The 24,990-nt window shown below is 40.0% G+C and carries 39 protein-coding genes and 2 pseudogenes; 40 read left to right on the forward strand and 1 reads right to left on the reverse strand.

Annotated features, from left to right (window positions below; translation table 11 throughout):
- Positions 1-66 precede the first annotated feature (66 nt).
- The 40 genes and pseudogenes from rpsL to rpsI all read left to right on the forward strand — a co-directional run bounded on the left by rpsL (position 67) and on the right by rpsI (position 24,064).
- Positions 67-489, forward strand: a complete 423-nt coding sequence (rpsL, locus tag AC1DUW_RS02670) for a 30S ribosomal protein S12 (RefSeq protein ID WP_053349068.1) — start codon at positions 67-69, stop codon at positions 487-489.
- 41 nt (positions 490-530) lie between these two features.
- Positions 531-1,001 (forward strand): 30S ribosomal protein S7, encoded by a 471-nt coding sequence (gene rpsG / locus AC1DUW_RS02675; RefSeq protein ID WP_048677878.1) that lies wholly within the window; start codon positions 531-533, stop codon positions 999-1,001.
- A gap of 44 nt (positions 1,002-1,045) precedes the next feature.
- The gene (fusA, locus tag AC1DUW_RS02680) at positions 1,046-3,124 is read left to right on the forward strand and encodes an elongation factor G (RefSeq protein WP_056521830.1); all 2,079 of its coding nucleotides are present in this window, start codon (positions 1,046-1,048) and stop codon (positions 3,122-3,124) included.
- Between the two features lie 121 nt (positions 3,125-3,245).
- Complete coding sequence (gene tuf / locus AC1DUW_RS02685) at positions 3,246-4,433, forward strand: elongation factor Tu (RefSeq protein ID WP_053349066.1); 1,188 nt, start codon at positions 3,246-3,248, stop codon at positions 4,431-4,433.
- A 422-nt stretch (positions 4,434-4,855) separates the two neighbouring features.
- Positions 4,856-5,164 (forward strand): 30S ribosomal protein S10, encoded by a 309-nt coding sequence (gene rpsJ, locus AC1DUW_RS02690; RefSeq protein ID WP_019244375.1) that lies wholly within the window; start codon positions 4,856-4,858, stop codon positions 5,162-5,164.
- A 40-nt stretch (positions 5,165-5,204) separates the two neighbouring features.
- Complete coding sequence (gene rplC, locus AC1DUW_RS02695) at positions 5,205-5,834, forward strand: 50S ribosomal protein L3 (protein ID WP_053349065.1); 630 nt, start codon at positions 5,205-5,207, stop codon at positions 5,832-5,834.
- A 25-nt stretch (positions 5,835-5,859) separates the two neighbouring features.
- Positions 5,860-6,483, forward strand: a complete 624-nt coding sequence (gene rplD / locus AC1DUW_RS02700) for a 50S ribosomal protein L4 (protein WP_053349064.1) — start codon at positions 5,860-5,862, stop codon at positions 6,481-6,483.
- On the forward strand, positions 6,483-6,767 hold the full coding sequence (rplW, locus tag AC1DUW_RS02705; RefSeq protein WP_034305023.1) for a 50S ribosomal protein L23: 285 nt from the start codon (positions 6,483-6,485) through the stop codon (positions 6,765-6,767). Before rplD ends, rplW begins: the two co-directional genes overlap by 1 nt.
- 26 nt (positions 6,768-6,793) lie before the next feature.
- Positions 6,794-7,624, forward strand: coding sequence for a 50S ribosomal protein L2 (gene rplB, locus AC1DUW_RS02710; RefSeq protein WP_053349063.1), 831 nt, complete (start codon positions 6,794-6,796; stop codon positions 7,622-7,624).
- Between the two features lie 60 nt (positions 7,625-7,684).
- Positions 7,685-7,963 carry a 30S ribosomal protein S19 gene (gene rpsS, locus AC1DUW_RS02715; RefSeq protein ID WP_034305018.1) on the forward strand — a complete coding sequence of 93 codons (279 nt, stop codon included), beginning with the start codon at positions 7,685-7,687 and terminating at the stop codon, positions 7,961-7,963.
- 17 nt (positions 7,964-7,980) lie between these two features.
- Positions 7,981-8,322 (forward strand): 50S ribosomal protein L22, encoded by a 342-nt coding sequence (gene rplV / locus AC1DUW_RS02720; RefSeq protein ID WP_034305017.1) that lies wholly within the window; start codon positions 7,981-7,983, stop codon positions 8,320-8,322.
- A gap of 3 nt (positions 8,323-8,325) precedes the next feature.
- Positions 8,326-8,982, forward strand: a complete 657-nt coding sequence (gene rpsC / locus AC1DUW_RS02725) for a 30S ribosomal protein S3 (protein ID WP_053349062.1) — start codon at positions 8,326-8,328, stop codon at positions 8,980-8,982.
- 1 nt (position 8,983) lies between these two features.
- On the forward strand, positions 8,984-9,418 hold the full coding sequence (rplP, locus tag AC1DUW_RS02730; protein WP_053349061.1) for a 50S ribosomal protein L16: 435 nt from the start codon (positions 8,984-8,986) through the stop codon (positions 9,416-9,418).
- Positions 9,408-9,611 carry a 50S ribosomal protein L29 gene (rpmC, locus tag AC1DUW_RS02735; protein ID WP_034305010.1) on the forward strand — a complete coding sequence of 68 codons (204 nt, stop codon included), beginning with the start codon at positions 9,408-9,410 and terminating at the stop codon, positions 9,609-9,611. The genes rplP and rpmC overlap by 11 nt, the downstream gene beginning before the upstream one ends.
- Positions 9,612-9,629: 18 nt before the next feature.
- Positions 9,630-9,893, forward strand: a complete 264-nt coding sequence (gene rpsQ, locus AC1DUW_RS02740) for a 30S ribosomal protein S17 (protein ID WP_034305007.1) — start codon at positions 9,630-9,632, stop codon at positions 9,891-9,893.
- A 41-nt stretch (positions 9,894-9,934) separates the two neighbouring features.
- Positions 9,935-10,303 (forward strand): 50S ribosomal protein L14, encoded by a 369-nt coding sequence (rplN, locus tag AC1DUW_RS02745; protein ID WP_053349060.1) that lies wholly within the window; start codon positions 9,935-9,937, stop codon positions 10,301-10,303.
- A 43-nt stretch (positions 10,304-10,346) separates the two neighbouring features.
- Entirely contained in the window at positions 10,347-10,658 is a 312-nt protein-coding gene (gene rplX / locus AC1DUW_RS02750; protein WP_053349059.1) for a 50S ribosomal protein L24, read from the forward strand.
- Between the two features lie 29 nt (positions 10,659-10,687).
- The gene (gene rplE, locus AC1DUW_RS02755) at positions 10,688-11,227 is read left to right on the forward strand and encodes a 50S ribosomal protein L5 (protein ID WP_053349058.1); all 540 of its coding nucleotides are present in this window, start codon (positions 10,688-10,690) and stop codon (positions 11,225-11,227) included.
- Between the two features lie 25 nt (positions 11,228-11,252).
- Positions 11,253-11,438 (forward strand): type Z 30S ribosomal protein S14, encoded by a 186-nt coding sequence (locus tag AC1DUW_RS02760; protein WP_034304998.1) that lies wholly within the window; start codon positions 11,253-11,255, stop codon positions 11,436-11,438.
- Positions 11,439-11,468: 30 nt separating this feature from the next.
- Entirely contained in the window at positions 11,469-11,867 is a 399-nt protein-coding gene (rpsH, locus tag AC1DUW_RS02765) for a 30S ribosomal protein S8 (RefSeq protein ID WP_053349057.1), read from the forward strand.
- Positions 11,868-11,897: 30 nt separating this feature from the next.
- Positions 11,898-12,434 carry a 50S ribosomal protein L6 gene (gene rplF, locus AC1DUW_RS02770; protein ID WP_053349056.1) on the forward strand — a complete coding sequence of 179 codons (537 nt, stop codon included), beginning with the start codon at positions 11,898-11,900 and terminating at the stop codon, positions 12,432-12,434.
- A gap of 32 nt (positions 12,435-12,466) precedes the next feature.
- Positions 12,467-12,829 (forward strand): 50S ribosomal protein L18, encoded by a 363-nt coding sequence (gene rplR / locus AC1DUW_RS02775; RefSeq protein WP_053349055.1) that lies wholly within the window; start codon positions 12,467-12,469, stop codon positions 12,827-12,829.
- Positions 12,830-12,852: 23 nt separating this feature from the next.
- Positions 12,853-13,353, forward strand: coding sequence for a 30S ribosomal protein S5 (gene rpsE / locus AC1DUW_RS02780; protein ID WP_034304987.1), 501 nt, complete (start codon positions 12,853-12,855; stop codon positions 13,351-13,353).
- Between the two features lie 16 nt (positions 13,354-13,369).
- Positions 13,370-13,552 (forward strand): 50S ribosomal protein L30, encoded by a 183-nt coding sequence (gene rpmD, locus AC1DUW_RS02785; RefSeq protein WP_053349054.1) that lies wholly within the window; start codon positions 13,370-13,372, stop codon positions 13,550-13,552.
- A gap of 32 nt (positions 13,553-13,584) precedes the next feature.
- Positions 13,585-14,025 (forward strand): 50S ribosomal protein L15, encoded by a 441-nt coding sequence (gene rplO, locus AC1DUW_RS02790; protein WP_053349053.1) that lies wholly within the window; start codon positions 13,585-13,587, stop codon positions 14,023-14,025.
- Positions 14,025-15,320, forward strand: coding sequence for a preprotein translocase subunit SecY (gene secY, locus AC1DUW_RS02795; RefSeq protein WP_053349052.1), 1,296 nt, complete (start codon positions 14,025-14,027; stop codon positions 15,318-15,320). The genes rplO and secY overlap by 1 nt, the downstream gene beginning before the upstream one ends.
- Before the next feature lie 58 nt (positions 15,321-15,378).
- On the forward strand, positions 15,379-16,032 hold the full coding sequence (locus tag AC1DUW_RS02800; protein ID WP_053349051.1) for an adenylate kinase: 654 nt from the start codon (positions 15,379-15,381) through the stop codon (positions 16,030-16,032).
- Positions 16,033-16,201: 169 nt separating this feature from the next.
- Positions 16,202-16,419 (forward strand): annotated as a pseudogene (locus tag AC1DUW_RS02805) (M24 family metallopeptidase); the annotation flags it as partial.
- A gap of 177 nt (positions 16,420-16,596) precedes the next feature.
- Positions 16,597-16,815, forward strand: a complete 219-nt coding sequence (infA, locus tag AC1DUW_RS02810; protein WP_028390440.1) for a translation initiation factor IF-1 — start codon at positions 16,597-16,599, stop codon at positions 16,813-16,815.
- A gap of 40 nt (positions 16,816-16,855) precedes the next feature.
- Positions 16,856-16,969, forward strand: coding sequence for a 50S ribosomal protein L36 (rpmJ, locus tag AC1DUW_RS02815; protein WP_003156543.1), 114 nt, complete (start codon positions 16,856-16,858; stop codon positions 16,967-16,969).
- A gap of 22 nt (positions 16,970-16,991) precedes the next feature.
- Positions 16,992-17,357, forward strand: coding sequence for a 30S ribosomal protein S13 (rpsM, locus tag AC1DUW_RS02820; protein ID WP_053349050.1), 366 nt, complete (start codon positions 16,992-16,994; stop codon positions 17,355-17,357).
- 22 nt (positions 17,358-17,379) lie between these two features.
- A complete protein-coding gene (rpsK, locus tag AC1DUW_RS02825) occupies positions 17,380-17,769 on the forward strand; it encodes a 30S ribosomal protein S11 (RefSeq protein WP_028390438.1) in 390 nt (129 codons plus the stop codon).
- Between the two features lie 176 nt (positions 17,770-17,945).
- Entirely contained in the window at positions 17,946-18,890 is a 945-nt protein-coding gene (locus AC1DUW_RS02830) for a DNA-directed RNA polymerase subunit alpha (RefSeq protein ID WP_053349049.1), read from the forward strand.
- 82 nt (positions 18,891-18,972) lie between these two features.
- Positions 18,973-19,335: a 50S ribosomal protein L17 gene (rplQ, locus tag AC1DUW_RS02835; RefSeq protein ID WP_053349048.1), complete on the forward strand. Its 363-nt coding sequence runs from the start codon at positions 18,973-18,975 to the stop codon at positions 19,333-19,335.
- A gap of 375 nt (positions 19,336-19,710) precedes the next feature.
- Positions 19,711-20,550, forward strand: a complete 840-nt coding sequence (locus tag AC1DUW_RS02840; RefSeq protein WP_053349047.1) for an energy-coupling factor ABC transporter ATP-binding protein — start codon at positions 19,711-19,713, stop codon at positions 20,548-20,550.
- Complete coding sequence (locus tag AC1DUW_RS02845) at positions 20,526-21,392, forward strand: energy-coupling factor ABC transporter ATP-binding protein (RefSeq protein ID WP_053349046.1); 867 nt, start codon at positions 20,526-20,528, stop codon at positions 21,390-21,392. The genes AC1DUW_RS02840 and AC1DUW_RS02845 overlap by 25 nt, the downstream gene beginning before the upstream one ends.
- Complete coding sequence (locus tag AC1DUW_RS02850) at positions 21,392-22,189, forward strand: energy-coupling factor transporter transmembrane component T family protein (RefSeq protein WP_477641945.1); 798 nt, start codon at positions 21,392-21,394, stop codon at positions 22,187-22,189. Before AC1DUW_RS02845 ends, AC1DUW_RS02850 begins: the two co-directional genes overlap by 1 nt.
- Positions 22,190-22,205: 16 nt before the next feature.
- A complete protein-coding gene (truA, locus tag AC1DUW_RS02855) occupies positions 22,206-22,946 on the forward strand; it encodes a tRNA pseudouridine(38-40) synthase TruA (protein ID WP_053349044.1) in 741 nt (246 codons plus the stop codon).
- Positions 22,947-23,213: 267 nt separating this feature from the next.
- Positions 23,214-23,651 carry a 50S ribosomal protein L13 gene (rplM, locus tag AC1DUW_RS02860; protein WP_034304960.1) on the forward strand — a complete coding sequence of 146 codons (438 nt, stop codon included), beginning with the start codon at positions 23,214-23,216 and terminating at the stop codon, positions 23,649-23,651.
- Positions 23,652-23,671: 20 nt separating this feature from the next.
- Positions 23,672-24,064: a 30S ribosomal protein S9 gene (gene rpsI / locus AC1DUW_RS02865; RefSeq protein ID WP_053349043.1), complete on the forward strand. Its 393-nt coding sequence runs from the start codon at positions 23,672-23,674 to the stop codon at positions 24,062-24,064.
- Between the two features lie 107 nt (positions 24,065-24,171).
- On the opposite strand, the pseudogene AC1DUW_RS02870 reads toward rpsI, so the two are convergent.
- Positions 24,172-24,311, reverse strand: a pseudogene (locus AC1DUW_RS02870) (site-specific integrase); the annotation flags it as partial.
- Between the last annotated feature and the right edge of the window lie 679 nt (positions 24,312-24,990).

Genomic DNA, 24,990 nt, shown 5'->3' on the forward strand with positions numbered 1-24,990 from the left:
TACCCATTTATGAACCACCTGGATGTGTGGTACTAGAAATGAAAACGTGAAGGGAGGAAAAATGTAATGCCTACTATTAATCAATTAGTGCGTAAAGGACGCGAGTCTAAAGAGGTTAATTCAAAATCTCCAGCACTTAACAAAGGCTACAACAGCTTTAAAAAAGCACAAACTAACGTATCATCTCCGCAAAAACGTGGTGTTTGCACTCGTGTGGGTACTATGACACCGAAGAAACCAAACTCCGCGTTACGTAAATATGCGCGTGTACGTTTAACAAACGGTATCGAGGTAACAGCTTATATCCCAGGTATTGGACACAACCTACAAGAACACAGCGTGGTTCTTATCCGTGGCGGTCGTGTAAAAGATTTACCAGGGGTACGTTATCATATCGTACGTGGTGCTCTTGATACTGCAGGAGTAAATAATCGTATGCAAAGCCGTTCTAAATACGGTACTAAGCGTCCGAAAGCAGCAAAAAAATAATTTGAAACAAAAAATTAACTTTCTTGAAAGGAGGAAATATAATGCCTCGTAAAGGACCTGTAACGAAAAGAGACGTATTACCAGATCCAATTTATAATTCAAAACTTGTGACTCGCTTAATCAACAAATTAATGGTTGATGGACAAAGAGGTAAATCACAAAAAATTCTTTACTCTGCATTTGATTTAATCAAAGAACGTACTGGCAATGAACCAATCGAAGTTTTTGATCAAGCACTTAAAAACATCATGCCTGTATTAGAAGTAAAAGCACGCCGTGTGGGTGGAGCTAACTACCAAGTACCAGTTGAGGTGCGCCCAGATCGTAAATCAACTCTAGGACTTCGTTGGTTAGTAAACTACTCTCGCCTTCGTGGAGAAAAAACGATGGAAGAGCGTTTAGCTTATGAAATCATGGATGCTGCTAACAATACTGGAGCAGCTGTTAAGAAACGTGAAGATACACACAAAATGGCTGAAGCTAATAAAGCATTCGCTCATTATCGCTGGTAAGATCAATTACTATAAAATCCTTATAGAAGGAAGGAGAAAGACAAATGGCAAGAGAGTTCTCCTTAGCAAACACTCGTAATATTGGTATCATGGCTCACATCGATGCTGGTAAAACGACAACAACAGAACGTGTTCTATACTACACTGGTAAAATCCATAAAATTGGTGAAACACACGAAGGTGCTTCACAAATGGACTGGATGGAACAGGAACAAGAACGCGGAATCACGATCACATCCGCTGCAACAACTGCACAGTGGAAAGGTCACCGTGTAAACATCATCGATACACCAGGACACGTAGACTTCACAGTTGAAGTTGAACGTTCATTGCGTGTACTTGATGGAGCTGTAGCTGTACTTGATGCCCAATCAGGTGTTGAGCCTCAAACTGAAACAGTTTGGCGCCAAGCTACAACTTATGGTGTACCGCGTGTCGTATTCGTAAATAAAATGGACAAAATCGGTGCGGATTTCCTTTATTCAGTTGGAACAATCCACGATCGTCTACAAGCTAATGCTCATCCAGTTCAGTTACCAATCGGTGCTGAAGATCAATTCTCTGCAATCATTGACCTAATTGAAATGAAAGCTCATTTCTATGCTAATGATTTAGGAACTGATATCACTGTTGGTGAAATTCCTGAAGAACATCGGGAACTAGCTGAAGAATACCGTGAAAAGTTAATTGAAGCAGTAGCAGAAGTTAATGAAGACTTAATGGAAAAATACCTTGGCGGCGAAGAAATCAGCATTGCTGAATTAAAAGCAGCTATTCGTACAGCAACTGTTAACGTTGAATTCTTCCCAGTTATCTGTGGATCAGCTTTCAAAAACAAAGGTGTTCAATTAATGCTTGATAACGTTATCGACTTCCTTCCATCTCCGTTAGATGTACCAGCAATTAAAGGTACTCTTCCTGATACAGAAGAAGAAGTAGAACGCCACTCAGATGATTCTGAACCGTTCTCTGCTTTAGCGTTTAAAGTAATGACGGATCCTTACGTTGGTAAACTTACATTCTTCCGTGTGTACTCAGGTACATTAGAATCAGGTTCTTATGTAATCAACTCAACTAAAGGTAAACGTGAACGTATTGGACGTATCCTTCAAATGCACGCAAACAGCCGTGAAGAAATATCAACTGTATACGCAGGAGATATTGCTGCAGCTGTAGGATTGAAAGATACTACAACTGGTGATACTCTATGTGACGACAAGAACCAAGTTATTCTTGAGTCCATGGTATTCCCAGAACCAGTTATTTCTCTTTCAGTTGAACCAAAATCGAAAGCAGACCAAGACAAAATGGGTCAAGCTTTACAAAAGCTACAAGATGAAGATCCAACATTCCGTGCGCATACTGACCAAGAAACTGGTCAAACGATTATCGCTGGTATGGGTGAACTTCACTTGGACATCCTTGTTGACCGTATGCGTCGCGAATTTAAAGTGGAAGCTAACGTTGGTGCTCCTCAAGTAGCATACCGTGAAACTTTCCGTGGTTCAGCTAAAGTTGAAGGTAAATTCGTTCGCCAATCAGGTGGTCGTGGACAATTCGGACACGTATGGATTGAATTTGGTCCGAACGAAGAAGGTAAAGGATTCGAATTTGAAAATGCTATTGTCGGTGGTGTAGTACCACGTGAATACATCCCTGCTGTACAAGCTGGATTAGTTGATTCACTTGACCGTGGTGTACTTGCTGGTTACCCGCTAGTTGACATCAAAGCAAAATTATTTGACGGTTCTTACCATGACGTTGACTCCAATGAAATGGCATTTAAAATTGCAGCATCCATGGCACTAAAAAATGCTGCTTCTAAATGTAAGCCTGTTATCCTTGAACCAATTATGAAAGTAGAAGTTGTAATTCCTGAAGATTACCTAGGCGACATCATGGGAGATATCACATCTCGTCGTGGTCGCGTAGAAGGTATGGAAGCTCGCGGTAACACACAAATGGTTAAAGCGATGGTTCCACTATCTGAAATGTTCGGATATGCTACATCTCTACGTTCTAACACACAAGGACGCGGAACATTCTCTATGCACTTCGATCATTATGAAGAAGTACCTAAGAGCATTTCTGAAGAAATCATCAAAAAAAATAAAGGTGAATAATTGATTTTCATCTCTTATTAAAGTATAACTATCTTATGTAAGCTGTGATGGAAGAATTAGTCTTCTTTCACAGCCCTTATATACTTAATATTTTATATATAATTTTAAGGAGGAATTCCTAATGGGAAAAGCTAAATTTGATCGTTCAAAACCGCACGTTAACGTTGGAACAATTGGTCACGTCGACCATGGTAAAACAACTCTAACAGCTGCAATCACAACTGTACTTGCTAAAACTGGTGGAGCAGAAGCTCGCGCTTATGACCAAATCGATGGTGCTCCAGAAGAAAGAGAACGTGGTATCACAATCTCTACTGCACACGTTGAGTACGAAACAGCTACTCGTCACTATGCACACGTTGACTGCCCAGGACATGCTGACTATGTTAAAAACATGATCACTGGTGCTGCACAAATGGACGGCGGAATCTTAGTAGTATCTGCTGCTGATGGCCCAATGCCACAAACTCGTGAGCACATCCTTCTTTCTCGTCAAGTAGGTGTACCATTCCTAGTAGTATTCATGAACAAATGCGACATGGTTGATGACGAAGAACTTCTTGAATTAGTAGAAATGGAAATCCGTGATCTTCTATCTGAATACGAATTCCCTGGCGATGACATTCCAGTTATCAAAGGATCTGCACTAAAAGCTCTTCAAGGAGAAGCTGCTTGGGAAGAAAAAATTCATGAATTAATGACAGCTGTTGACGAGTATATCCCAGAACCAACTCGTGACACTGACAAACCATTCATGATGCCAGTTGAGGATGTATTCTCTATCACTGGTCGTGGTACAGTTGCTACTGGCCGTGTTGAGCGTGGACAAGTTAAAGTCGGTGACGTTGTTGACATCATCGGTTTCAACGAAGAGTCTAAACCAACAACTGTAACAGGTGTTGAAATGTTCCGTAAGCTTCTTGATTATGCTGAAGCTGGTGACAACATCGGTGCACTACTTCGTGGTGTATCCCGTGAAGATATCCAACGTGGACAAGTACTTGCTAAACCAGGTACAATCACTCCACACACAAAGTTCAAAGCTGAAGTTTATGTTCTTTCTAAAGAAGAAGGTGGACGTCACACTCCATTCTTTACAAACTACCGTCCTCAGTTCTACTTCCGTACAACTGACGTAACTGGTATTTGTAACCTTCCAGAAGGCGTAGAAATGGTTATGCCTGGAGACAACATCGAAATGACTGTAGAACTTATCGCTCCAATCGCTATCGAAGAAGGTACTAAATTCTCTATCCGTGAGGGTGGACGTACTGTAGGCGCTGGTGTCGTTGCTACAATCACTGAGTAATTGATTCTTTAATGAATATTGGAAGGGACGCCTTCCAGGAAAAGCAGATGGGACGCCATCTGCTTTTTTTTATTTATTAAAGACTTTTAATTTATTTCTTCTATAGTATTGCCTAAAAAGTAATTAAATTTTAAAGAGAATTATAATGATATTTCAAAAGAAGAAAATGGATATGAAAGACCGTGTAGAATGTACTTGTAAATACTTGTGATAGTATGTATAATAATAAAAGTGTGTTGCACAAGAAAAGTTTAACTTTAACTTGCATTCTACTTGTGCTTTATGTATAATAGACAATGTTGGTCTTTGACTGCGATGATATGGAAGGTTGCTGACACACCCGGCCGCTTTGCCATGGCGAGTGTGTGGGAAATTTCCATTGAGAAGGTCTATTTTAAAATAGGCGAAAAGGAGGGAAAATTATGGCAAAACAAAAAATTCGTATCCGTTTAAAAGCATATGATCACAGAATTCTTGATCAATCTGCTGAGAAAATTGTTGAAACTGCAAAACGTTCTGGTGCGGCTGTATCTGGTCCAATTCCATTACCTACTGAAAGATCGGTATACACGATCCTACGTGCGGTTCATAAATACAAAGATTCTCGTGAACAATTCGAAATGCGTACGCATAAACGTCTAATCGACATCGTTAATCCAACTCCACAAACAGTTGATTCATTGATGCGTTTAGATTTACCATCAGGCGTTGACATTGAAATCAAATTATAATTCATATAAATATGAACAATTACTCTAGGAGGTGTGACTTATGACCAAAGGAATCTTAGGAAGAAAAATCGGTATGACTCAAGTTTTTGCTGAAAACGGCGAACTTATCCCGGTAACAGTTATCGAAGCTGCTAATAACGTGGTTCTTCAAAAGAAAACTGTTGAAACTGATGGCTATGAAGCAGTTCAAGTTGGTTTTGAAAACAAACGTGAAAAGCTTTCTAACAAACCTGAAAAGGGACATGTTGAAAAAGCAAATACTACTCCTAAGCGCTTCATTCGCGAATTCCGCGGAACGGATCTTACTGAATATGAGATCGGTCAAGAAGTCAATGTTAGTATTTTCGCTGAAGGCGATTTAGTAGATGTAACAGGAATTTCAAAAGGTAAAGGTTTCCAAGGCTCTATCAAACGTCATGGACAATCACGCGGACCAATGTCTCATGGTTCTCGTTACCACCGTCGCCCAGGTTCAATGGGTCCTGTAGCTCCAAACCGCGTATTCAAAGGTAAACTATTACCAGGACGTATGGGTGGGGAACAAATTACTGTTCAAAACTTAGCTATCGTTAAAGTTGATGTTGAACGTAACCTACTATTGATCAAAGGTAATGTACCTGGTGCTAGAAAAGCATTGATCAAAGTAAAAACTGCTGTTAAAGCAAAGTAATTTCTGAGAAAGGAGGAGCAATAGAATGCCAAAAGTTACATTGTTCAACCAAACAGGTTCACAAGTTGGCGACATCGAACTAAATGAATCCATCTTTGGTATCGAACCTAATAATCATGTATTATTTGAAGCAATCATTATGCAACGAGCTTCCTTACGTCAAGGAACTCATAAAGTTAAAAACCGTTCTGAAGTTGCAGGCGGTGGACGTAAACCTTGGAAACAAAAAGGAACTGGACGCGCGCGTCAAGGTTCTATCCGTTCTCCACAATGGCGTGGCGGTGGCGTTGTTTTTGGACCAACTCCAAGATCTTACGCTTACAAGCTACCTAAAAAGGTACGTCGTTTAGCTATTAAATCTGCATTGTCTGCAAAGGCATTGGAAGAGAACATTTTGGTACTTGAAAGCTTGTCTTTCGAAGCTCCAAAAACAAAAGAATTTGTAGCAGTACTTAAAAACCTTTCTGTTGATACTAAAACGTTAGTCGTTACTGACGGTTTAGATGAGAAAGTTGCTCTTTCTGCACGTAACATCCCTGGTGTTACTGTAGTGGAAGCTGTTGGTCTTAATGTTCTTGATGTTGTTTCACACAACAAATTGATCTTGACTAAATCAGCTGTCGAAAAAGTAGAGGAGGTGCTTGCATAATGGATGCACGCGATATCATTAAGCGCCCCGTAATCACTGAACGCTCTTCAGACATAATGGCTGAGAAAAAATATACTTTTGAAGTTGATGTTAGAGCTAACAAAACTCAAGTTAAAGATGCTGTTCAAGAAATTTTCGGCGTTAAAGTTGAGAAAGTAAACATCATGAACTACAAAGGTAAATTTAAACGTATGGGCAAACATGCAGGCTATACTAACAAGCGCCGTAAAGCTATTGTTAAATTAACTGCTGACAGCAAAGAAATCGAGCTATTCGAGGCTTAATTCATTAGAGAAGGAGGGAAATACAAATGGCGATTAAGAAGTATAAACCTACCTCTAACGGTCGACGTAATATGACAACTTCCGATTTTGCTGAGATTACTACAGACAAACCGGAAAAATCATTACTTGCTCCTTTACACAGCAAAGGCGGCCGTAATAACCAAGGTAAGTTAACAGTTCGTCATCAAGGTGGCGGCCACAAGCGTCAATACCGTATCATCGATTTCAAACGGAATAAAGATGGTATACCTGGACGCGTTGCTACTATTGAGTACGATCCAAATCGTTCTGCAAACATTGCATTAATTAATTATGTTGATGGAGAAAAACGTTATATCCTAGCTCCGAAAAACCTAGAAGTAGGTTTGGAAATCATGTCAGGTCCAGAAGCTGACATTAAAGTGGGTAACGCTCTTCCTCTTATTAACATCCCAGTTGGTACAGTAATTCATAACATCGAACTTAAACCAGGAAAAGGTGGACAATTAGTCCGTTCAGCAGGAACATCTGCTCAAGTACTTGGTAAAGAAGGTCGTTATGTACTTGTACGTTTAAACTCAGGTGAGGTTCGTATGATTCTTGCTACTTGCCGTGCTACAATCGGTCAAGTTGGTAACGAACAACATGAACTTATCAACATTGGTAAAGCTGGTCGTAATCGTTGGTTAGGCAAACGCCCAACTGTTCGTGGATCAGTAATGAACCCGAATGATCACCCACACGGTGGTGGTGAAGGTAAATCTCCAATCGGACGTAAATCACCAATGTCTCCATGGGGTAAACCAACTCTTGGATTCAAAACTCGTAAGAAGAAAAACAAATCCGATAAATTTATCGTACGTCGTCGTAAAAAATAACGGGATTGACCTACGGTTCATATATAGAACCGTAGAACAGTCACGAAGGGAGGTACTCGCATGGGTCGTAGCTTAAAAAAAGGGCCTTTTGTTGATGATCATTTATTGGTAAAAGTTGAAAAATTAAATGAAGCTGACAAGAAACAGGTAGTAAAAACTTGGTCTCGTCGCTCAACAATCTTCCCGCAATTCATCGGACATACAATCGCTGTTTATGACGGTCGTAAGCATGTGCCGGTTTATGTAACAGAAGATATGGTAGGTCACAAACTAGGCGAATTCGCGCCTACACGCACTTATAAAGGTCACGCAAGTGATGACAAGAAAACAAGACGTTAATGAGAGGAGGGCATCTCATGCAAGCAAAAGCTGTCGCTAAAACAGTTCGTATTGCTCCTCGTAAAGTGCGTTTAGTCGCAGATTTAATTCGAGGAAAACAAGTAGGTGAAGCAGTAGCGATTCTTCGCTTAACACCAAAATCTGCTTCTCCAGTCGTAGAAAAAATTCTGAAATCTGCTATCGCAAATGCAGAACACAACTACGAAATGGATATTAATAACCTAGTCGTTTCAGAGGCATACGTAAACGAAGGACCAACATTAAAACGTTTCCGTCCTCGCGCTCAAGGTCGTGCGAGTGCAATAAACAAACGTACTAGTCATATTACAATCGTTGTATCAGAAAAGAAGGAGGGGTAATCTGTGGGTCAAAAGGTAAATCCTATCGGTTTGCGTATCGGAATCATTCGTGATTGGGAATCCAAATGGTACGCTGATAAAGACTACGCTACTCTTTTGCATGAAGACATTAAAGTTCGTGAATATATCGCGAAACGCTTAAGTGATGCTTCTGTATCCAAGGTTGAAATCGAACGTGCTGCTAACCGCATCAATGTATCAGTTCATACTGCTAAACCAGGAATGGTTATCGGTAAGGGCGGTACTGAAGTTGAAGCACTTCGTAAAGCTTTGAACCAGCTAACTGGCAAAAGAGTTCATATTAATATCATTGAAATTAAAAGAGCAGATCTTGATGCAAAATTGGTTGCTGAAAACATCGCTCGTCAATTAGAAAACCGTGTTTCATTCCGTCGTGCTCAAAAACAAGCTATTCAACGCACTATGCGTTCTGGCGCAAAAGGAATCAAAACACAAGTTTCTGGTCGTCTTGGCGGTGCTGATATTGCTCGTGCTGAACACTACAGCGAAGGAACAGTTCCACTTCACACACTTCGTGCTGACATAGATTATGCTCATGCTGAAGCAGATACTACTTACGGGAAGCTAGGCGTGAAAGTTTGGATCTACCGTGGAGAAGTTCTTCCTACTAAGAAGAAATCTGAGGAAGGAGGAAAATAATATGTTATTGCCAAAACGCGTAAAATACCGTCGTGAACATCGCGGTAAGATGAGAGGGATGGCTAAGGGCGGCACTGAAGTTCATTTTGGAGAATTTGGACTTCAAGCTCAAGAAGCTTCTTGGATCACTAACCGTCAAATCGAGGCAGCTCGTATTGCGATGACTCGTTACATGAAACGTGGAGGAAAAGTTTGGATTAAGATTTTCCCAAGCAAACCTTACACTGCAAAACCGCTTGAAGTACGGATGGGTTCCGGTAAAGGTGCTCCTGAAGGTTGGGTAGCAGTAGTTAAACCGGGCAAAGTATTGTTTGAAATCTCTGGTGTATCTGAAGAGGTGGCAAGAGAAGCATTGCGCCTTGCAGCACACAAACTTCCAATCAAATGTAAGTTTGTAAAAAGAGAGGAAATTGGTGGTGAAACAAATGAAAGCTAATGAAATCAAAGATCTAACCACTGCTGAAATTGAACAAAAACTAAAATCTCTTAAAGAAGAACTATTTAATCTTCGTTTCCAGTTAGCTACTGGACAACTTGAAAATACAGCTCGCATCCGTGAAGTTCGCAAATCGATTGCTCGTATGAAAACAGTTGTTCGTCAAAGAGAGATCGGTGTCACTAATCGATAATGAATGGAGGTTTGCAGAATGAGCGAACGCAACCAACGCAAAATCTACACTGGCCGCGTAGTATCCGATAAAATGGATAAAACAGTAACAGTTGTTGTAGAAACCTATAAAAAGCATTCTTTATACGGTAAACGCGTGAAATACTCTAAAAAGTTAAAAGCTCATGACGAGCTAAATGAAGCGAAAGCTGGCGACGTAGTACGTATTATGGAAACTCGTCCACTTTCAGCTACAAAACGCTTCCGTCTTGTAGAAGTAGTAGAAAAAGCAGTAATTATTTAATATAGTTCGGATTAAGCTAATTCCGAAGGGAGGTACCGTACATGATTCAACAAGAATCTCGTTTAAAAGTCGCTGACAATTCAGGTGCTCGTGAAGTACTAACAATTAAAGTCCTAGGTGGTTCTGGCCGTAAATATGCTAACATCGGTGATGTTATCGTTTGTACAGTTAAACAGGCAACACCAGGAGGCGTTGTTAAAAAAGGTGAAGTCGTTAAGGCTGTTGTTGTCCGTACAAAACGTGGTATGCGTCGTCCTGACGGTTCTTACATTCGTTTTGATGAAAACGCATGTGTAATTATCCGTGACGATAAGAGCCCACGTGGAACTCGTATTTTTGGACCTGTTGCTCGTGAATTACGTAACAATAGTTTCATGAAGATCGTTTCTCTAGCTCCAGAAGTTCTATAATATGTAAAATTTGTATAAAGCCTTTCAAGGAGGTGCCAAGCTAATGCATGTTAAAAAAGGTGACAAAGTCGTAGTCATCTCTGGTAAGGACAAAGGCAAACAAGGAACAATTCTTGAAGCATATCCGAAACAAAATCGTGTGCTTGTTGAAGGAATTAACATCGTGAAAAAGCATTCCAAGCCATCTCAAATTAATCCACAAGGTGGAATTATTAGCAGAGAAGCTGCAATTCACGTATCCAATGTAATGCCACTTGATCCAAAATCAGGTAAACCGACTCGTGTTGGATATAAGATTGAAAATGGTAAAAAAGTACGCGTAGCTAAAATATCAGGTGAAACTTTAGATAAATAAGTCATAAATGAAGGGAGGTACACTAAGCAATGAGCCGCCTTAAAGAAAAATTCAAAAGTGAAATTACACCATCATTGATGGGTAAATTCAACTATCAATCAGTAATGCAAGTACCAAACATTGAGAAAATCGTTATTAATATGGGTGTTGGTGACGCAGTATCTAACTCAAAAGCTTTAGATACAGCTGTTGAAGAACTTACACTTATCACTGGTCAAAAACCAGTTGTAACAAAAGCTAAAAAATCAATCGCAGGCTTCCGTTTGCGTGAAGGTATGCCTATCGGAGCGAAAGTTACATTACGTGGAGAACGTATGTATCAATTCCTTGATAAGCTAGTATCAGTATCTTTACCACGTGTACGTGATTTCCGCGGCGTTTCAAAGAAATCTTTTGACGGACGTGGGAACTATACATTAGGTGTTAAAGAACAACTTATCTTCCCTGAGATTGATTACGATAAAGTGAGCAAAGTTCGTGGTATGGATATCGTTATCGTAACGACTGCCAACACTGACGAAGAAGCTCGTGAACTACTTACTCAAGTTGGAATGCCGTTCCAAAAGTAATCTCTAAATAAAGGGAGGCGAAATCGTGGCTAAAAAGTCTATGATCGTAAAGCAAAAACGCGAACAAAAGTTTAAAGTACAAGAATATACACGTTGCGAACGTTGCGGACGTCCACATTCTGTATTACGTAAATTTAAGCTTTGTCGTATTTGTTTCCGCGAACTTGCATATAAAGGACAAATTCCTGGCGTTAAAAAAGCTAGCTGGTAAAACCCGAGTTTGGGAAGGAGGTAAAATATAATGGTCATGACAGATCCTATTGCAGATATGCTTACTCGCATCCGTAATGCGAATATGGTTCGTCACGAAAAACTAGAAGTTCCTGCTTCAAAGATCAAGAAAGAAATTGCTGAGATCTTAAAGCGTGAAGGCTTCGTACGTGACTTTGAATTAATCGAAGACAACAAACAAGGTATCATCCGTATCTTCTTAAAATACGGTGCAAACAACGAACGTGTTATCACTGGTCTAAAACGTATCAGCAAACCTGGTTTGCGTGTATATGCAAAAACTGGAGAAGTACCACGCGTTTTAAACGGTTTAGGTATCGCAGTTGTTTCTACTTCTCACGGAGTTTTAACTGACAAGGAAGCTCGCTCTAAACAAGTTGGCGGAGAAGTTTTAGCATACGTTTGGTAATACATTTTCACAAGAATGGAGGTGCACAATATGTCTCGTATAGGTAAAAAACCTATTGAAATCCCTGCAGGTGTAACAGTTACTGTTAACGGAAGTGAAGTAACTGTTAAAGGACCTAAAGGTGAATTATCTAGATCATTTAGTCCTGATCTTACAATCGTTGTTGAAGAGAACGTGGTAACTGTTACACGCCCATCTGACGAGAAGACTCACCGTTCTTTACACGGTACTACTCGCGCACTTATCTCTAACATGGTTGAAGGTGTATCAAAAGGATTTGTAAAATCACTTGAACTTATTGGGGTTGGGTACCGTGCGCAAAAGCAAGGTACTAAGCTTATCCTTAACGTAGGATATTCTCACCCTGTAGAAATAGAACCAGAAGCTGGTGTTGAAGTCGAAGTTCCTTCTAATACAAAAGTAATTATTAAAGGTGCTAGCAAAGAACGTGTAGGAGCTCTTGCAGCTAATATCCGTGATGTTCGCCCACCTGAACCATATAAAGGTAAAGGTATTCGTTACGAAGGCGAATTCGTTCGTCGTAAAGAAGGTAAAACTGGTAAGTAATGCCGCATAAGTAAACGAAAGGAGTGACGTAAATGATTACGAAGCTTGATAAAAATGCTACTCGTCAGAAAAGACATGCACGTGTGCGTGCAAAGCTTTCTGGAACAGAAGCTCGTCCTCGTTTAAATGTGTTTCGTTCAAACAAACACATTTACGCACAATTAATTGACGATGCAAAAGGCGTAACATTAGCAAGTGCTTCAACTCTTGATAAAGAGATCGGTATCGAAGCTAGTAGCAATGCTGAAGCAGCTCAAAAAGTTGGCGAACTTATTGCGAAACGTGCTGTTGAAAAAGGTTTCAAAGCTGTGGTATTTGACCGCGGTGGTTACCTCTTCCATGGTCGTGTTAAAGCATTGGCTGACGCTGCTCGTGAAAACGGCTTAGAATTTTAATGGATAAGGAGGGACATAAACAGATGCGTAGCATTGATCCTAATAAATTAGAACTTGAAGAACGCGTAGTTACAGTAAATCGTGTAGCTAAAGTTGTTAAAGGCGGACGTCGTTTCCGTTTCACTGCACTAGTAGTTGTAGGTGATAAAAACGGTCATGTTGGATTTGGTACTGGTAAAGCTCAAGAAGTTCCGGATGCAATCCGTAAAGCTATTGAGGACGCTAAGAAAAATCTAATTACTGTACCAATGGTTGGAACTACAATTCCTCACCTTGTGAACGGACGCTATGGCGCAGGTCACATTCTATTGAAACCAGCTTCTGAAGGTACAGGAGTAATTGCTGGTGGTCCTGTTCGTGCGGTACTTGAATTAGGCGGAGTTAGCGATATCTTGTCTAAATCATTAGGTACTAACACACCTATTAATATGGTTCGCGCAACAATCGAAGGATTGAAGCAATTGAAACGTGCTGAAGACGTAGCTAAGTTACGTGGAAAATCAGTACAAGAACTGTTAGGATAAGGAGGGAAATCAAATTATGGCTAATAAATTAGAAATTACCCTCACTCGCAGCTTGATTGGTCGTCCTGAAGATCAACGTGTTACAGTTAACACTTTGGGTTTACGTAAAATGCATCAAACGGTTGTTCATGATGATAACCCTGCGATTCGCGGTATGATTACCAAAGTTGCTCATCTTGTTACTGTAAAAGAACAATAAAATAATTTTTAACTTAACAAGGAGGTGCCAACATGAAACTTCATGAGTTAAAAGCTGCAGAAGGTTCTCGTAAAGAACGTAAACGTAAAGGTCGCGGTATTGGATCTGGTAACGGTAAAACAGCAGGTAAAGGTCACAAAGGACAAAACGCTCGTTCCGGCGGCGGTGTACGCCTTGGATTTGAAGGGGGACAAACTCCTCTATTCAGACGTTTACCTAAACGTGGATTTACCAACATTAACCGTAAAGACTATGCTATCGTGAATCTTGATACGTTAAATCTTTTCGAAGACGGTACTGAAGTAACACCAGCTCTATTACTTGAGACTGGTATTGTAAGTAAAGAAAAAGCAGGAATCAAAATTCTTGCAAAAGGAAGCATTGAGAAAAAGCTTACTGTTAAAGCTCACAAATTCTCTTCTACTGCTAAAGAAGCTATCGAAGCTGCTGGCGGTAATACAGAGGTGATCTAATGTTTCGCACGATCTCCAATTTTATGCGCGTGGGTGAAATAAGGAATAAGATTATTTTTACCCTTCTAATGTTAATCGTCTATCGCATCGGTACATTTATTCCTGTGCCGCATGTGAATGCCGATTTTCTCGCTGCACAGGACCAGCTAAGCGTCATAGGTCTTTTAAATACCTTTGGCGGCGGAGCACTTCAAAACTTCTCTATTTTAGCGATGGGTATTATGCCGTATATCACGGCATCTATTATCGTTCAACTATTACAGATGGATGTTGTACCAAAGTTCACTGAATGGTCTAAACAAGGAGAAGCAGGGCGCCGTAAATTAGCTCAATTCACGAGGTACTTCACTATTATACTCGGATTTATCCAAGCTTTTGGTATGTCTTATGGGTTCAATAATATGTCAGGTGGCCAGTTGATTGAAAATCCTGGAATTGCAACATACTTGCTTATTGCGACTGTCTTAACGGCAGGAACAGCTTTTCTTCTGTGGTTAGGAGAGCTGATCACTGCTAAAGGTGTAGGTAATGGGATTTCTATCATAATCTTTGCTGGTATCGTGGCTAGTTTGCCAAATACGGCAAACCAGATCTACGCACAGCAGTTCGAAAATGCTGGAGATCAATTATTTTTACGAATAATAACTATTGTCCTTATTGTTTTAGCAGTATTAGCAATCGTGGTTGCTGTTATTTTTATTCAGCAGGCATTGCGTAAAATTCCTATTCAGTATGCTAAACGTGCTGCGGTAGGTCGTACACAAATGGGTGGCCAGTCTACACATTTACCATTGAAAGTAAATGCTGCGGGGGTTATTCCGGTAATCTTTGCAATGGCATTTCTTATCACCCCAACTACAATCGCTTCTTTTTTTGGAAAGAACAGTGTCACTAGTTGGATTACAGAACATCTTGTTTATACCAATCCAATTGGTATGATCATATATGTTGCTCTTATCATTGCTTTTGCGTATTTTTATGCATTCATTCAGGTTAATCCTGAACAAATGGCTGAGAATTTGAAAAAGCAAGGTGGCTATGTGCCGGGGATTCGTCCAGGTAAGAGTACACAAGAATATTTAACACGTGTTTTATACCGTCTAACGTTTGTTGGTTCTATATTCTTAGCAGTCATCGCCGTTTTACCGGTATTTTTCATAAAGCTTGCTGACCTTCCTCAATCTGCACAGATTGGTGGAACTAGTTTACTAATCGTTGTAGGGGTAGCCCTTGATACGATGAAACAGCTAGAGTCACAACTTGTGAAAAGACACTATAAAGGCTTTATAAAGTAATGAGTTTTGGGAACAACATGTTCCCTTTACCCATTATAGAGTTTGAGGGGGAAGAAAATTGAATCTAGTGTTAATGGGTCTGCCGGGTGCTGGTAAGGGCACTCAAGCCGAACAAATCGTAGAAAAATATAATATCCCTCATATTTCTACTGGAGATATGTTCCGAACAGCTATCAAAGATGGAACAGAATTAGGTCTAAAGGCAAAATCATTCATGGACAAAGGCGAATTGGTACCTGATGAAGTTACCATCGGCATTGTACGTGAGCGTTTAAGCAAGGAGGACTGCCTAAAAGGATTTTTGCTTGATGGATTCCCACGTACTGTGGCACAAGCAGAAGCACTTGAAAGCATCCTTACTGATTTAGATCGTAAAATAAATTTTGTCATTAATATCGATGTGGATAAAAGCATCTTAATGGAAAGATTGACAGGACGTCGTATTTGCAAATCATGTGGTGCGACATACCATCTTGTATTCAATCCTCCTACTAAAGATGATGTATGCGACCGCTGTGGCGGAGAATTATATCAACGTGCTGACGATAATGAAGAAACGGTTCAAAATCGCTTAGATGTGAATTTGAAACAAACTAAGCCACTTCTTGATTTCTACGGAGAAAAAGGATACTTGGTAAACATTAACGGACAGCAAGATATTAATAAGGTATTTGAAAACATTGATGTGTTACTTGGTGCTTTGCAAAATTAATCATCGTATTGATTTATGAAATTCATACCATTTTTACAACTTACTAGTTAAACTTGGTGCATTCCTTTAATACAAAGGGTATAATGGATTTCGCTAGAGCATTCTCACATTTATTAATCAGGTTCTTGTACTTGGTATTCCCTGAATTGGGCGATTACTTTATAAGTAATCTTCATGGACATATCCGGTCGGCAAAATTGATGAAGAAATGCAGTGACTCTATTAGGATTCCTAAAGAGTCATGATATAGAGGGTTGAAAGAAGCTATGTCAGGCGTGCGCCTTTCAAACATCTCCCATGCTATTCAAACCTATGTCGAGACTAATTGCTTCTCTATTTTGAGAGTATGTCGGTCACGGAATCGGTCAAGACTTACATGAGGACCCATAAATTCCTCATTTCGGTCCAACTGATAAAGGTCCTCAGTTAAAGCCTGGTTCTACAAAATGGTGAATACTTGATGCAGAATTGTATGACTTTTGAGGATAATTGGACTGGAGTAATGTTGACGGAAAGATGTGTACCTTTAATAGGTTCACGCATAGAGAAGGGAGAATCACTTTAATGGCGAAAGATGATGTAATTGAAGTAGAAGGCACAGTACAAGAGACTTTGCCAAATGCAATGTTTAAGGTAGAATTAGAAAATGGTCATACTGTTTTAGCTCATGTATCCGGTAAAATTCGTATGCACTTTATTCGCATTTTGCCTGGAGATAAAGTTACGGTTGAGCTTTCCCCGTATGATCTAACTCGCGGCAGAATCACATACCGGTTTAAATAATCCGGTTACGCTCCGATCTGTATAAGGAGGTTAGATAGCAATGAAAGTCAGACCATCAGTCAAACCAATCTGCGAAAAGTGTAAAGTTATCCGCAGAAAAGGTAAAGTTATGGTTATTTGCGAAAACCCTAAACATAAACAAAAACAAGGCTAAATAGAAGGAGGTGCACTCAAGCATGGCACGTATTGCTGGAGTAGATATTCCCCGTGACAAACGTATTGTTATCTCATTAACATATATATATGGTATTGGAAAACAAACAGCGATTAAAGTTCTTGCAGAAGCTGGTGTTTCTGAAGAAACTCGCGTTCGTGACTTAACGGAAGACGAATTGAACAAAATTCGTGATATCATTGACAAGTTAAAAGTAGAAGGCGACCTTCGTCGTGAAATTTCCCTTAACATTAAACGTCTAATGGAAATCGGTTCTTACCGTGGTTTACGTCACCGTCGTGGACTTCCTGTTCGTGGACAAAATACAAAAAACAATGCTCGTACGCGTAAAGGACCTCGTCGTACTGTAGCTAACAAGAAAAAATAATTAGTAAAGGAGGTTACTTTTCATGGCACGTAAAACTAATACACGTAAACGTCGTGTGAAAAAGAATATAGAAACTGGTATTGCACATATTCGTTCAACATTCAATAACACAATCGTTACGATCACTGACTCTCATGGTAATGCTATTTCTTGGTCAAGTGCTGGAGCTTTAGGATTCCGTGGATCTCGTAAATCTACGCCATTCGCTGCACAAATGGCTGCTGAAACAGCTGCTAAAACATCAATTGAACATGGTATGAAAACTCTTGAAGTTACAGTTAAAGGACCTGGTGCTGGACGTGAGGCTGCTATTCGTGCACTTCAAGCTGCTGGCCTAGAAGTAACTGCAATTAAAGATGTAACTCCAGTTCCACATAACGGATGCCGTCCACCAAAACGTCGCCGTGTTTAATTTTTCTGTATAGATTTTGTATTCCTGTCAATAATGGGATATAATACTAAGTTTGCGTTCTTACAGAAGATTAATTTTCAGTTGTTGCGCACAGCGGGAACGTATACATGGGGAATTTCGGTTTAAGTGACATGTTTACTTACCGGGGTTTTGACGTTTTGAAGGAGGGTTTATTGATGATCGAAATAGAAAAACCAAAAATCGAAACGGTTGAAATCAACGACGATACCAAATTCGGTAAATTCGTCGTAGAGCCACTAGAGCGTGGGTATGGTACTACATTGGGTAACTCCTTACGTCGTATCCTTTTATCCTCACTCCCAGGTGCTGCTGTCACAGCTATACAAATTGATGGAGTGCTACATGAGTTCTCAACAATTGAAGGCGTCGTAGAAGATGTTACATCTATCATTCTTAATGTGAAAAAACTAGCTCTAAAGATTTACTCTGATGAAGAGAAGACGCTAGAAATTGACGTTCAAGGTGACGGAGTCATTACGGCTGCTGATATCACTCATGATAGTGATGTAGAAATTCTTAATCCGGATTTATATATTGCTACAATCGGTAAAAACGGTCATATGCGTATGCGTTTATCTGCACGTCGCGGCCGCGGCTACACTCCTGCTGTTCAAAACAAGAGAGAAGATCAGCCAATTGGTGTAATTCCAATCGATGCTCTTTACACTCCAGTTTCACGAGTATCTTTCCAAGTTGAAAATACACGTGTTGGACAGTTGTCTAACTTTGACAAGTTAACGTTCGATGTTTGGACTGATGGCAGTACGGGTCCGCAAGAAGCGGTAGCACTTGGAGCTAAGATTTTAACAGAGCATTTAAATATCTTTGTTGGGTTAACTGACGAAGCTCAAAATGCTGAAATCATGGTTGAAAAAGAAGAGGATCAAAAAGAAAAAGTTCTTGAGATGACGATCGAAGAATTAGACCTTTCTGTTCGTTCTTATAACTGCTTGAAACGTGCTGGAATCAATACCGTTCAAGAGCTTGCTCACAAAACGGAAGAAGATATGATGAAAGTTCGTAATCTAGGCCGTAAATCACTTGAAGAAGTGAAAGCGAAACTAGAAGAATTAGGCTTAGGTCTTCGTAAAGACGACTGATAACATGGCGGAATCATCCATTATGTTGTGAGCCTTGTAATAGACACACAATATAGAACTTCAACAAAGGAGGGAATCTCTAATGGGTTACAGAAAGTTAGGACGCACTAGCGCACAACGTAAAGCATTACTTCGTGATTTAGCTACGGATCTTATTATCCATGAGCGCATTGAAACTACTGAAGCACGTGCAAAAGAATTACGTTCTGTAGTAGATAAAATGATCACTCTTGGTAAACGTGGTGACTTGCATGCACGCCGTCAAGCTGCAGCATTCATCCGTAACGAAATCGCTGACGCTGAGAATGGTACAGATGCCCTTCATAAGCTATTCAGTGACGTTGCTCCACGTTATGAAGAACGTCAAGGCGGATACACTCGTATCATGAAAGTTGGTCCACGCCGCGGTGACGGTGCACCAGTCGTGGTTATTGAATTAGTTTAATAACAACGATGAAAAAGGGCGGGACAAATGAATATACTCACTTGTTCTTTGCCCTTTTTCTTTTTTTATAGAAATTCTGTTTTTTTAGAAATTCGCATTGAGTGTTACGATGGCTGGCGGAACCTGTTCTACAGGGAGCCTTCACGTCTAGCTCAAGCATCCCTTCCCGCTTTTTATAAGCGATTATAAGATAACCTGTTTTTCGTAACAGGCCCGCTGTAAGCTGCTCTTAATTTACCGAAAATTCTTTCGGTGGAAGGGGTGCAGCGTTTTTTTATATTTTCAGAAGAATAAATACTGATATTTCATTGTTTATTTATGTTAATTCAGCAGAGTTAAGATAAGATGAGTGCAGTCGAGGATGAGGAGGGCCACATGGGGAAGAAGCTGGTTTCTTTAGAGAATATTATTTTTAGATATGAGGGTCAGTCTCGAAACGCCTTAGATGATGTTTCTTTTGATATTTATCAAGGGGAGTGGCTTGCGATCGTTGGCCATAATGGTTCCGGCAAGTCGACATTAGCGAAGTTATTGAATGGTCTTCAGTTCGCCCACTCAGGTACGATTATGATTAATGATCAAATAATGACGGAAGAAACCGTTTGGGATGTACGCCAGAAAATTGGCATGGTTTTTCAAAATCCAGATAATCAATTTGTAGGCACTACAGTTCAGGATGATGTGGCTTTTGGTTTAGAAAACGCCGGTGTTTCTCAGCAGGTTATGGTGGAGCGTGTTCATGGTGCGCTGAATAAGGTTAAAATGAATGCCTTTCTTAATCAAGAGCCGCACCATCTATCCGGCGGTCAAAAGCAACGAGTGGCCATAGCAGGTGTCATTGCCTTACAGCCAGATATCATCATCTTAGATGAAGCAACCTCTATGCTTGACCCAAGAGGCCGTGAAGAAGTGCTTGAAACTGTGAGAGAATTAAAACAGGAAAATGAGATTACAGTTATATCGATTACCCATGATCTTGAGGAAGCTGCGAAAGCTGATCGTATGATAGTCATGAATCAAGGTCAGTTATATCGCGAAGGGCCTCCTCAAGATATTTTTGAATTAGAGGAAGAATTAATAGCTCTTGGTCTAGATATTCCCTTTTCGGTAAAACTAACTAAAGAGTTGCAAAAAAATGGTGTTCGTGTTGTGAATGGGCATTTGACAGAGGAAGAGTTGGTGAAGGATTTATGCGAATTACACTCGATGATGTAGAATACCGCTATCAGGTCAATACTCCCTTTGAACATCTAGCCCTTCATGATGTTAATATTTCAATGGAATCGGGAACCTATACTGCAATAATAGGCCATACAGGCTCCGGTAAATCAACGTTACTGCAGCATTTAAATGCTCTTTTAAAACCGACTAAGGGCCGAGTCTTCATTGGAGACCGGACGATAGAAGCCGGAAAAAAAGAAAAGTTATTACGGCCGATTAGACAAAAGGTCGGTATTGTTTTTCAGTTTCCGGAACACCAGCTATTTGATGAAACCGTTGAAAAGGATATATGTTTCGGGCCAATGAATTTTGGGGTTTCTGAAGTAGAAGCTAAGAAATTAGCAAGGAAAGCCATTGTACAAGTTGGACTAAGTGAGGATATCCTGGTAAAATCTCCATTCGACTTATCCGGTGGTCAAATGCGACGGGTAGCAATTGCAGGTGTACTGGCTATGGAACCGGAAGTATTGGTACTAGATGAGCCTACAGCCGGACTTGATCCAAGAGGACGGAAAGAGATTATGGATATGTTTTATGATTTGCATAAAGTTCGCGGCATTTCAACGATTCTGGTGACTCATAGCATGGAGGATGCAGCTAAGTATGCAGATGACATCATTATCATGCACCAGGGTACGGTGTTCAAAAAAGGAACTCCTCAGGAGATTTTTTCCCAGCCTGAGCAGTTGCTAGAGCTTGGTCTAGATGTACCTGATACGGTCCGTTTTCAGCTCAAGCTTCAGAAGGAACTAGGTGTTCGTTTTGATCACCCTTGTCTTAATATCGGGGATTTAGCGATAGAAATCGATAAAGCGATGAAACGGGGGAACCGCTAATGCTGGATAAAATGATTATCGGGCGTTATGTCCCTTCTGACTCTATGATGCATAAAATGGACCCGAGGGCTAAGCTACTGTTGGTATTCCTGTTTGTCTGTGTCGTTTTTTTGGCGAATAATGTCGTTTCATACTCTTTGCTTGCTGTATTTACTGTTATGTTAATTAGTCTTTCTAAGATTCCGCTTCGCTATCTTTATAATGGATTAAAACCTATCTTTTTCTTAATCGTCTTTACATTCTTACTGCATATCTTGTTTACGAAAGAAGGAGAAGTCCTTTTTAAATATGGCTGGTTTGAAATTTACGAAGGTGGCTTGATGCAAGGGTTATTTATATCCTTAAGGTTTACCTTACTAATTCTGGTTACGTCTCTATTAACGTTGACGACAACACCGATATCCATTACTGATGGAATGGAAGAGTTGTTGGGGCCCTTAAAAAAATGGAAGATGCCGGTTCATGAACTAGCATTGATGATGTCCATTGCCCTTCGCTTCATTCCAACGCTAATGGAAGAAACCGAAAAAATCATGAAGGCACAAACAGCAAGGGGAGTTGATTTTTCATCAGGTCCAATAAAGGATAGGGTTAAATCGATAGTACCGCTGCTTGTCCCATTATTTGTGAGCTCGTTCAAACGGGCAGAAGAATTGGCAACAGCCATGGAATCCAGAGGATACCGTGGTGGGGAAGGCCGTACAAAATACCGTCAATTAAGTTGGAAGACTAGTGACACCCTGTTGATGGTCTCTCTAGGTGCTCTTGCGGTCATGTTATTTTTATTACGTTCATAATAAGGAAGAGTACTATATGCCAAAATATAAATGTGTGATTGCTTATGATGGCACAGATTTCGCTGGTTATCAGGTGCAACCTGAGAAACGAACGATACAAAGTGAATTTGAGGAAGTCCTAGCCAAAATGCATAAGGGTGAAATTGTAAAAGTGACAGCTTCAGGCCGGACAGATTCAGGGGTTCATGCAAAGGGTCAGGTCATTCATTTTGAATCACCCCTTACATTTCCTACTGAAAATTGGGTAAAGGCGTTCAGCGCCCTTCTTCCAAGCGATATCGTCGTTTTGGAAGTCGATATTGTGTCTGCAGATTTTCATGCAAGGTTCCATACGACTGGCAAGGAGTACCGATATATTATTGCCCGTTCAAAACTGCAGGATCCGTTTCAACGCAATTACGCCTATCATTATCCTTATTCATTAGATGAGAAGGCAATGAGGGAAGCAATTTCCTATTTAATAGGGACCCATGACTTTACAAGTTTTTGTTCGGCAAAAACAGAAGTGGTCGATAAAGTCCGAACTATTCAAGAAATGGATTTTAATGAGACTGATGGATTTATGGTTTTTCGCTTTGTTGGAGAAGGCTTTCTGTATAATATGGTGCGTATCTTAGTTGGGACGCTTCTAGAAGTCGGGAGCGGCAAAATAGCACCTCGAGATATAATTGGGATATTGGACAAGAAAGACCGTAGTTTTGCTGGGAAAACAGCACCAGGTCATGGACTGTATTTATGGAAAGTATTTTACAAATAAAAATATTTTAAGTGTGATATCAGTTTTTTTACAAGTGACAAAATGGTTAAGATCAATAGTAAAGCGGGTTGAGGCGATACTGATCTTTTCGCTGAGTTGTAGAAAGTGTTTTATAGACAACTTATCCTAGTGTAACATTCCCTTGACAATGAAACTGGGAGAAGTTAATATAATATGGTATGTATTTTAATCCCACGATAAGCCCCGGAAGTTTATTGTGATTGAAAATAAATATAAAAAATTAAAAAGTTTTTTAGGAGGTTAACCATGCGTACGACATTTATGGCGAAAGCTAATGAAGTAGAACGTAAATGGTATGTGATTGACGCTGAAGGCAAAACTTTGGGTCGCCTTTCTACTGAAGTAGCATCCATCTTACGTGGTAAACATAAACCAACTTTTACACCAAACATTGACACTGGTGATCATGTAATTTTGATCAATGTTGAAAAAATCCATTTGACTGGTAAAAAATTGACTGACAAAATTTATTACCGTCACACTATGCATCCAGGCGGTCTTAAAACTAGAACTGCTCTTGAAATGCGTACAAACTACCCTGAGAGAATGCTTGAACTTGCTATCAAAGGTATGCTTCCAAAGAATTCTCTTGGTCGTCAAATCTATAAAAAATTACACGTATACGCTGGAGCTGAGCACCCACACGCTGCTCAACAACCAGAAGTATACGAATTACGCGGATAATTACTAAGGAGGTTACTATCTTGGCACAAGTTCAATATTATGGTACTGGTCGCCGTAAGAGCTCAGTAGCTCGTGTACGTTTAGTACCAGGCGAAGGTCGCATCGTTATTAACGGTCGTGACATTAATGAATATATTCCTTTCGCAGCATTACGTGAAGTTGTTAACCAACCACTAGTTGCAACAGAAACTACTGGAAATTACGACGTTCTTGTAAACGTTAGCGGTGGTGGATACACTGGTCAAGCTGGAGCAATCCGTCACGGTATCGCTCGTGCATTGCTTCAAGTTGATCCAGAATTCCGTCCAGCTCTTAAATCTGCTGGTTTACTAACTCGTGACCCACGTATGAAAGAACGTAAAAAATACGGTCTTAAAGGCGCACGTCGTGCACCTCAGTTCTCAAAACGTTAATTCTATTACCGTTTCAAAGGCTCTCAACCATTTTGGTTGGGGGTCTTTTTTTTGTATAAAATTTTTTGCCCACACGTATTTCATCACTATCATAGCTCAATGTACCTTTAGGGCTCTCCTGTCTGCTCTATTAAGTAGTCTGTAAGGTGTATATAGGCGTTCATTGTAATTTGAATATCCCCAGATGACCTAACCGCTCTTGAGCCTCTTTTATACCTACACCAGCTTCAAATAAAAGGGAAGCATGTATAGTAATGGGCTAAAGTTCCTCATGCTTCTCAAAAATTACAGATACTTATCATATAAGTTAGCCAAGTATTGAAATTTTGACTTTAAAAAGATATCTCCCCCACTACTCTAAATTTCGGTGCATTGATCTACTCGGCTCTTTTTGTCTTTCTATTTGAACAAGGTCTTATACTAAAAAAAAATTACACTTTCATAAAATATGGATAAATTTTAGATTATATGGAAAAAGCTTATCACTTTCTCTGTGGTGATTGACTATTGATTTGCTGAAACATATCGTTAATGTGAAGAAAAGTAGAAGAAGGCGATTGTACATGAAAACTGCTATAGGCATGATATTGGAGGAACGAATATAGCGATTGACTTTGTACAAGAGGATGGAGACGTCCTAACAGCACATGAATTTCCGACCTAAGTAAAATACCAGGTTATACGCTACCAACTTGAGTGTATCGTGTGTAAAAGAATTCAATGCAACAATTCCTAACCATTACAGGAATCGGTATAGGTGCTCCGGGTCAGCTAGATTTGAAACAAGTGAAGGTACTAAATCCACACAATTTAAATCGTGGCATGGTTATCCTATAGTGCAAAATATTGATAGCGCTTTCCTAATACCGATCTAGCAGTTCAAGTATTAAATCCTTAGCTGTTCGTATTAGGTGGTGGTGCCATCA

It is taken from the genome of Peribacillus sp. P4_C12, assembly GCF_056402095.1.

Bases quoted from the DNA above. Each gene is read 5' to 3' on its own strand.
- rpsL (WP_053349068.1), top strand. From the start codon at position 67: ATGCCTACTATTAATCAATTAGTGCGTAAAGGACGCGAGTCTAAAGAG.
- rpsG (WP_048677878.1), top strand. From the start codon at position 531: ATGCCTCGTAAAGGACCTGTAACGAAAAGAGACGTATTACCAGATCCA.
- fusA (WP_056521830.1), top strand. From the start codon at position 1,046: ATGGCAAGAGAGTTCTCCTTAGCAAACACTCGTAATATTGGTATCATG.
- tuf (WP_053349066.1), top strand. From the start codon at position 3,246: ATGGGAAAAGCTAAATTTGATCGTTCAAAACCGCACGTTAACGTTGGA.
- rpsJ (WP_019244375.1), top strand. From the start codon at position 4,856: ATGGCAAAACAAAAAATTCGTATCCGTTTAAAAGCATATGATCACAGA.
- rplC (WP_053349065.1), top strand. From the start codon at position 5,205: ATGACCAAAGGAATCTTAGGAAGAAAAATCGGTATGACTCAAGTTTTT.
- rplD (WP_053349064.1), top strand. From the start codon at position 5,860: ATGCCAAAAGTTACATTGTTCAACCAAACAGGTTCACAAGTTGGCGAC.
- rplW (WP_034305023.1), top strand. From the start codon at position 6,483: ATGGATGCACGCGATATCATTAAGCGCCCCGTAATCACTGAACGCTCT.
- rplB (WP_053349063.1), top strand. From the start codon at position 6,794: ATGGCGATTAAGAAGTATAAACCTACCTCTAACGGTCGACGTAATATG.
- rpsS (WP_034305018.1), top strand. From the start codon at position 7,685: ATGGGTCGTAGCTTAAAAAAAGGGCCTTTTGTTGATGATCATTTATTG.
- rplV (WP_034305017.1), top strand. From the start codon at position 7,981: ATGCAAGCAAAAGCTGTCGCTAAAACAGTTCGTATTGCTCCTCGTAAA.
- rplP (WP_053349061.1), top strand. From the start codon at position 8,984: ATGTTATTGCCAAAACGCGTAAAATACCGTCGTGAACATCGCGGTAAG.
- rpmC (WP_034305010.1), top strand. From the start codon at position 9,408: ATGAAAGCTAATGAAATCAAAGATCTAACCACTGCTGAAATTGAACAA.
- rpsQ (WP_034305007.1), top strand. From the start codon at position 9,630: ATGAGCGAACGCAACCAACGCAAAATCTACACTGGCCGCGTAGTATCC.
- rplN (WP_053349060.1), top strand. From the start codon at position 9,935: ATGATTCAACAAGAATCTCGTTTAAAAGTCGCTGACAATTCAGGTGCT.
- rplX (WP_053349059.1), top strand. From the start codon at position 10,347: ATGCATGTTAAAAAAGGTGACAAAGTCGTAGTCATCTCTGGTAAGGAC.
- rplE (WP_053349058.1), top strand. From the start codon at position 10,688: ATGAGCCGCCTTAAAGAAAAATTCAAAAGTGAAATTACACCATCATTG.
- rpsH (WP_053349057.1), top strand. From the start codon at position 11,469: ATGGTCATGACAGATCCTATTGCAGATATGCTTACTCGCATCCGTAAT.
- rplF (WP_053349056.1), top strand. From the start codon at position 11,898: ATGTCTCGTATAGGTAAAAAACCTATTGAAATCCCTGCAGGTGTAACA.
- rplR (WP_053349055.1), top strand. From the start codon at position 12,467: ATGATTACGAAGCTTGATAAAAATGCTACTCGTCAGAAAAGACATGCA.
- rpsE (WP_034304987.1), top strand. From the start codon at position 12,853: ATGCGTAGCATTGATCCTAATAAATTAGAACTTGAAGAACGCGTAGTT.
- rpmD (WP_053349054.1), top strand. From the start codon at position 13,370: ATGGCTAATAAATTAGAAATTACCCTCACTCGCAGCTTGATTGGTCGT.
- rplO (WP_053349053.1), top strand. From the start codon at position 13,585: ATGAAACTTCATGAGTTAAAAGCTGCAGAAGGTTCTCGTAAAGAACGT.
- secY (WP_053349052.1), top strand. From the start codon at position 14,025: ATGTTTCGCACGATCTCCAATTTTATGCGCGTGGGTGAAATAAGGAAT.
- infA (WP_028390440.1), top strand. From the start codon at position 16,597: ATGGCGAAAGATGATGTAATTGAAGTAGAAGGCACAGTACAAGAGACT.
- rpmJ (WP_003156543.1), top strand. From the start codon at position 16,856: ATGAAAGTCAGACCATCAGTCAAACCAATCTGCGAAAAGTGTAAAGTT.
- rpsM (WP_053349050.1), top strand. From the start codon at position 16,992: ATGGCACGTATTGCTGGAGTAGATATTCCCCGTGACAAACGTATTGTT.
- rpsK (WP_028390438.1), top strand. From the start codon at position 17,380: ATGGCACGTAAAACTAATACACGTAAACGTCGTGTGAAAAAGAATATA.
- AC1DUW_RS02830 (WP_053349049.1), top strand. From the start codon at position 17,946: ATGATCGAAATAGAAAAACCAAAAATCGAAACGGTTGAAATCAACGAC.
- rplQ (WP_053349048.1), top strand. From the start codon at position 18,973: ATGGGTTACAGAAAGTTAGGACGCACTAGCGCACAACGTAAAGCATTA.
- AC1DUW_RS02840 (WP_053349047.1), top strand. From the start codon at position 19,711: ATGGGGAAGAAGCTGGTTTCTTTAGAGAATATTATTTTTAGATATGAG.
- AC1DUW_RS02845 (WP_053349046.1), top strand. From the start codon at position 20,526: ATGCGAATTACACTCGATGATGTAGAATACCGCTATCAGGTCAATACT.
- AC1DUW_RS02850 (WP_477641945.1), top strand. From the start codon at position 21,392: ATGCTGGATAAAATGATTATCGGGCGTTATGTCCCTTCTGACTCTATG.
- truA (WP_053349044.1), top strand. From the start codon at position 22,206: ATGCCAAAATATAAATGTGTGATTGCTTATGATGGCACAGATTTCGCT.
- rplM (WP_034304960.1), top strand. From the start codon at position 23,214: ATGCGTACGACATTTATGGCGAAAGCTAATGAAGTAGAACGTAAATGG.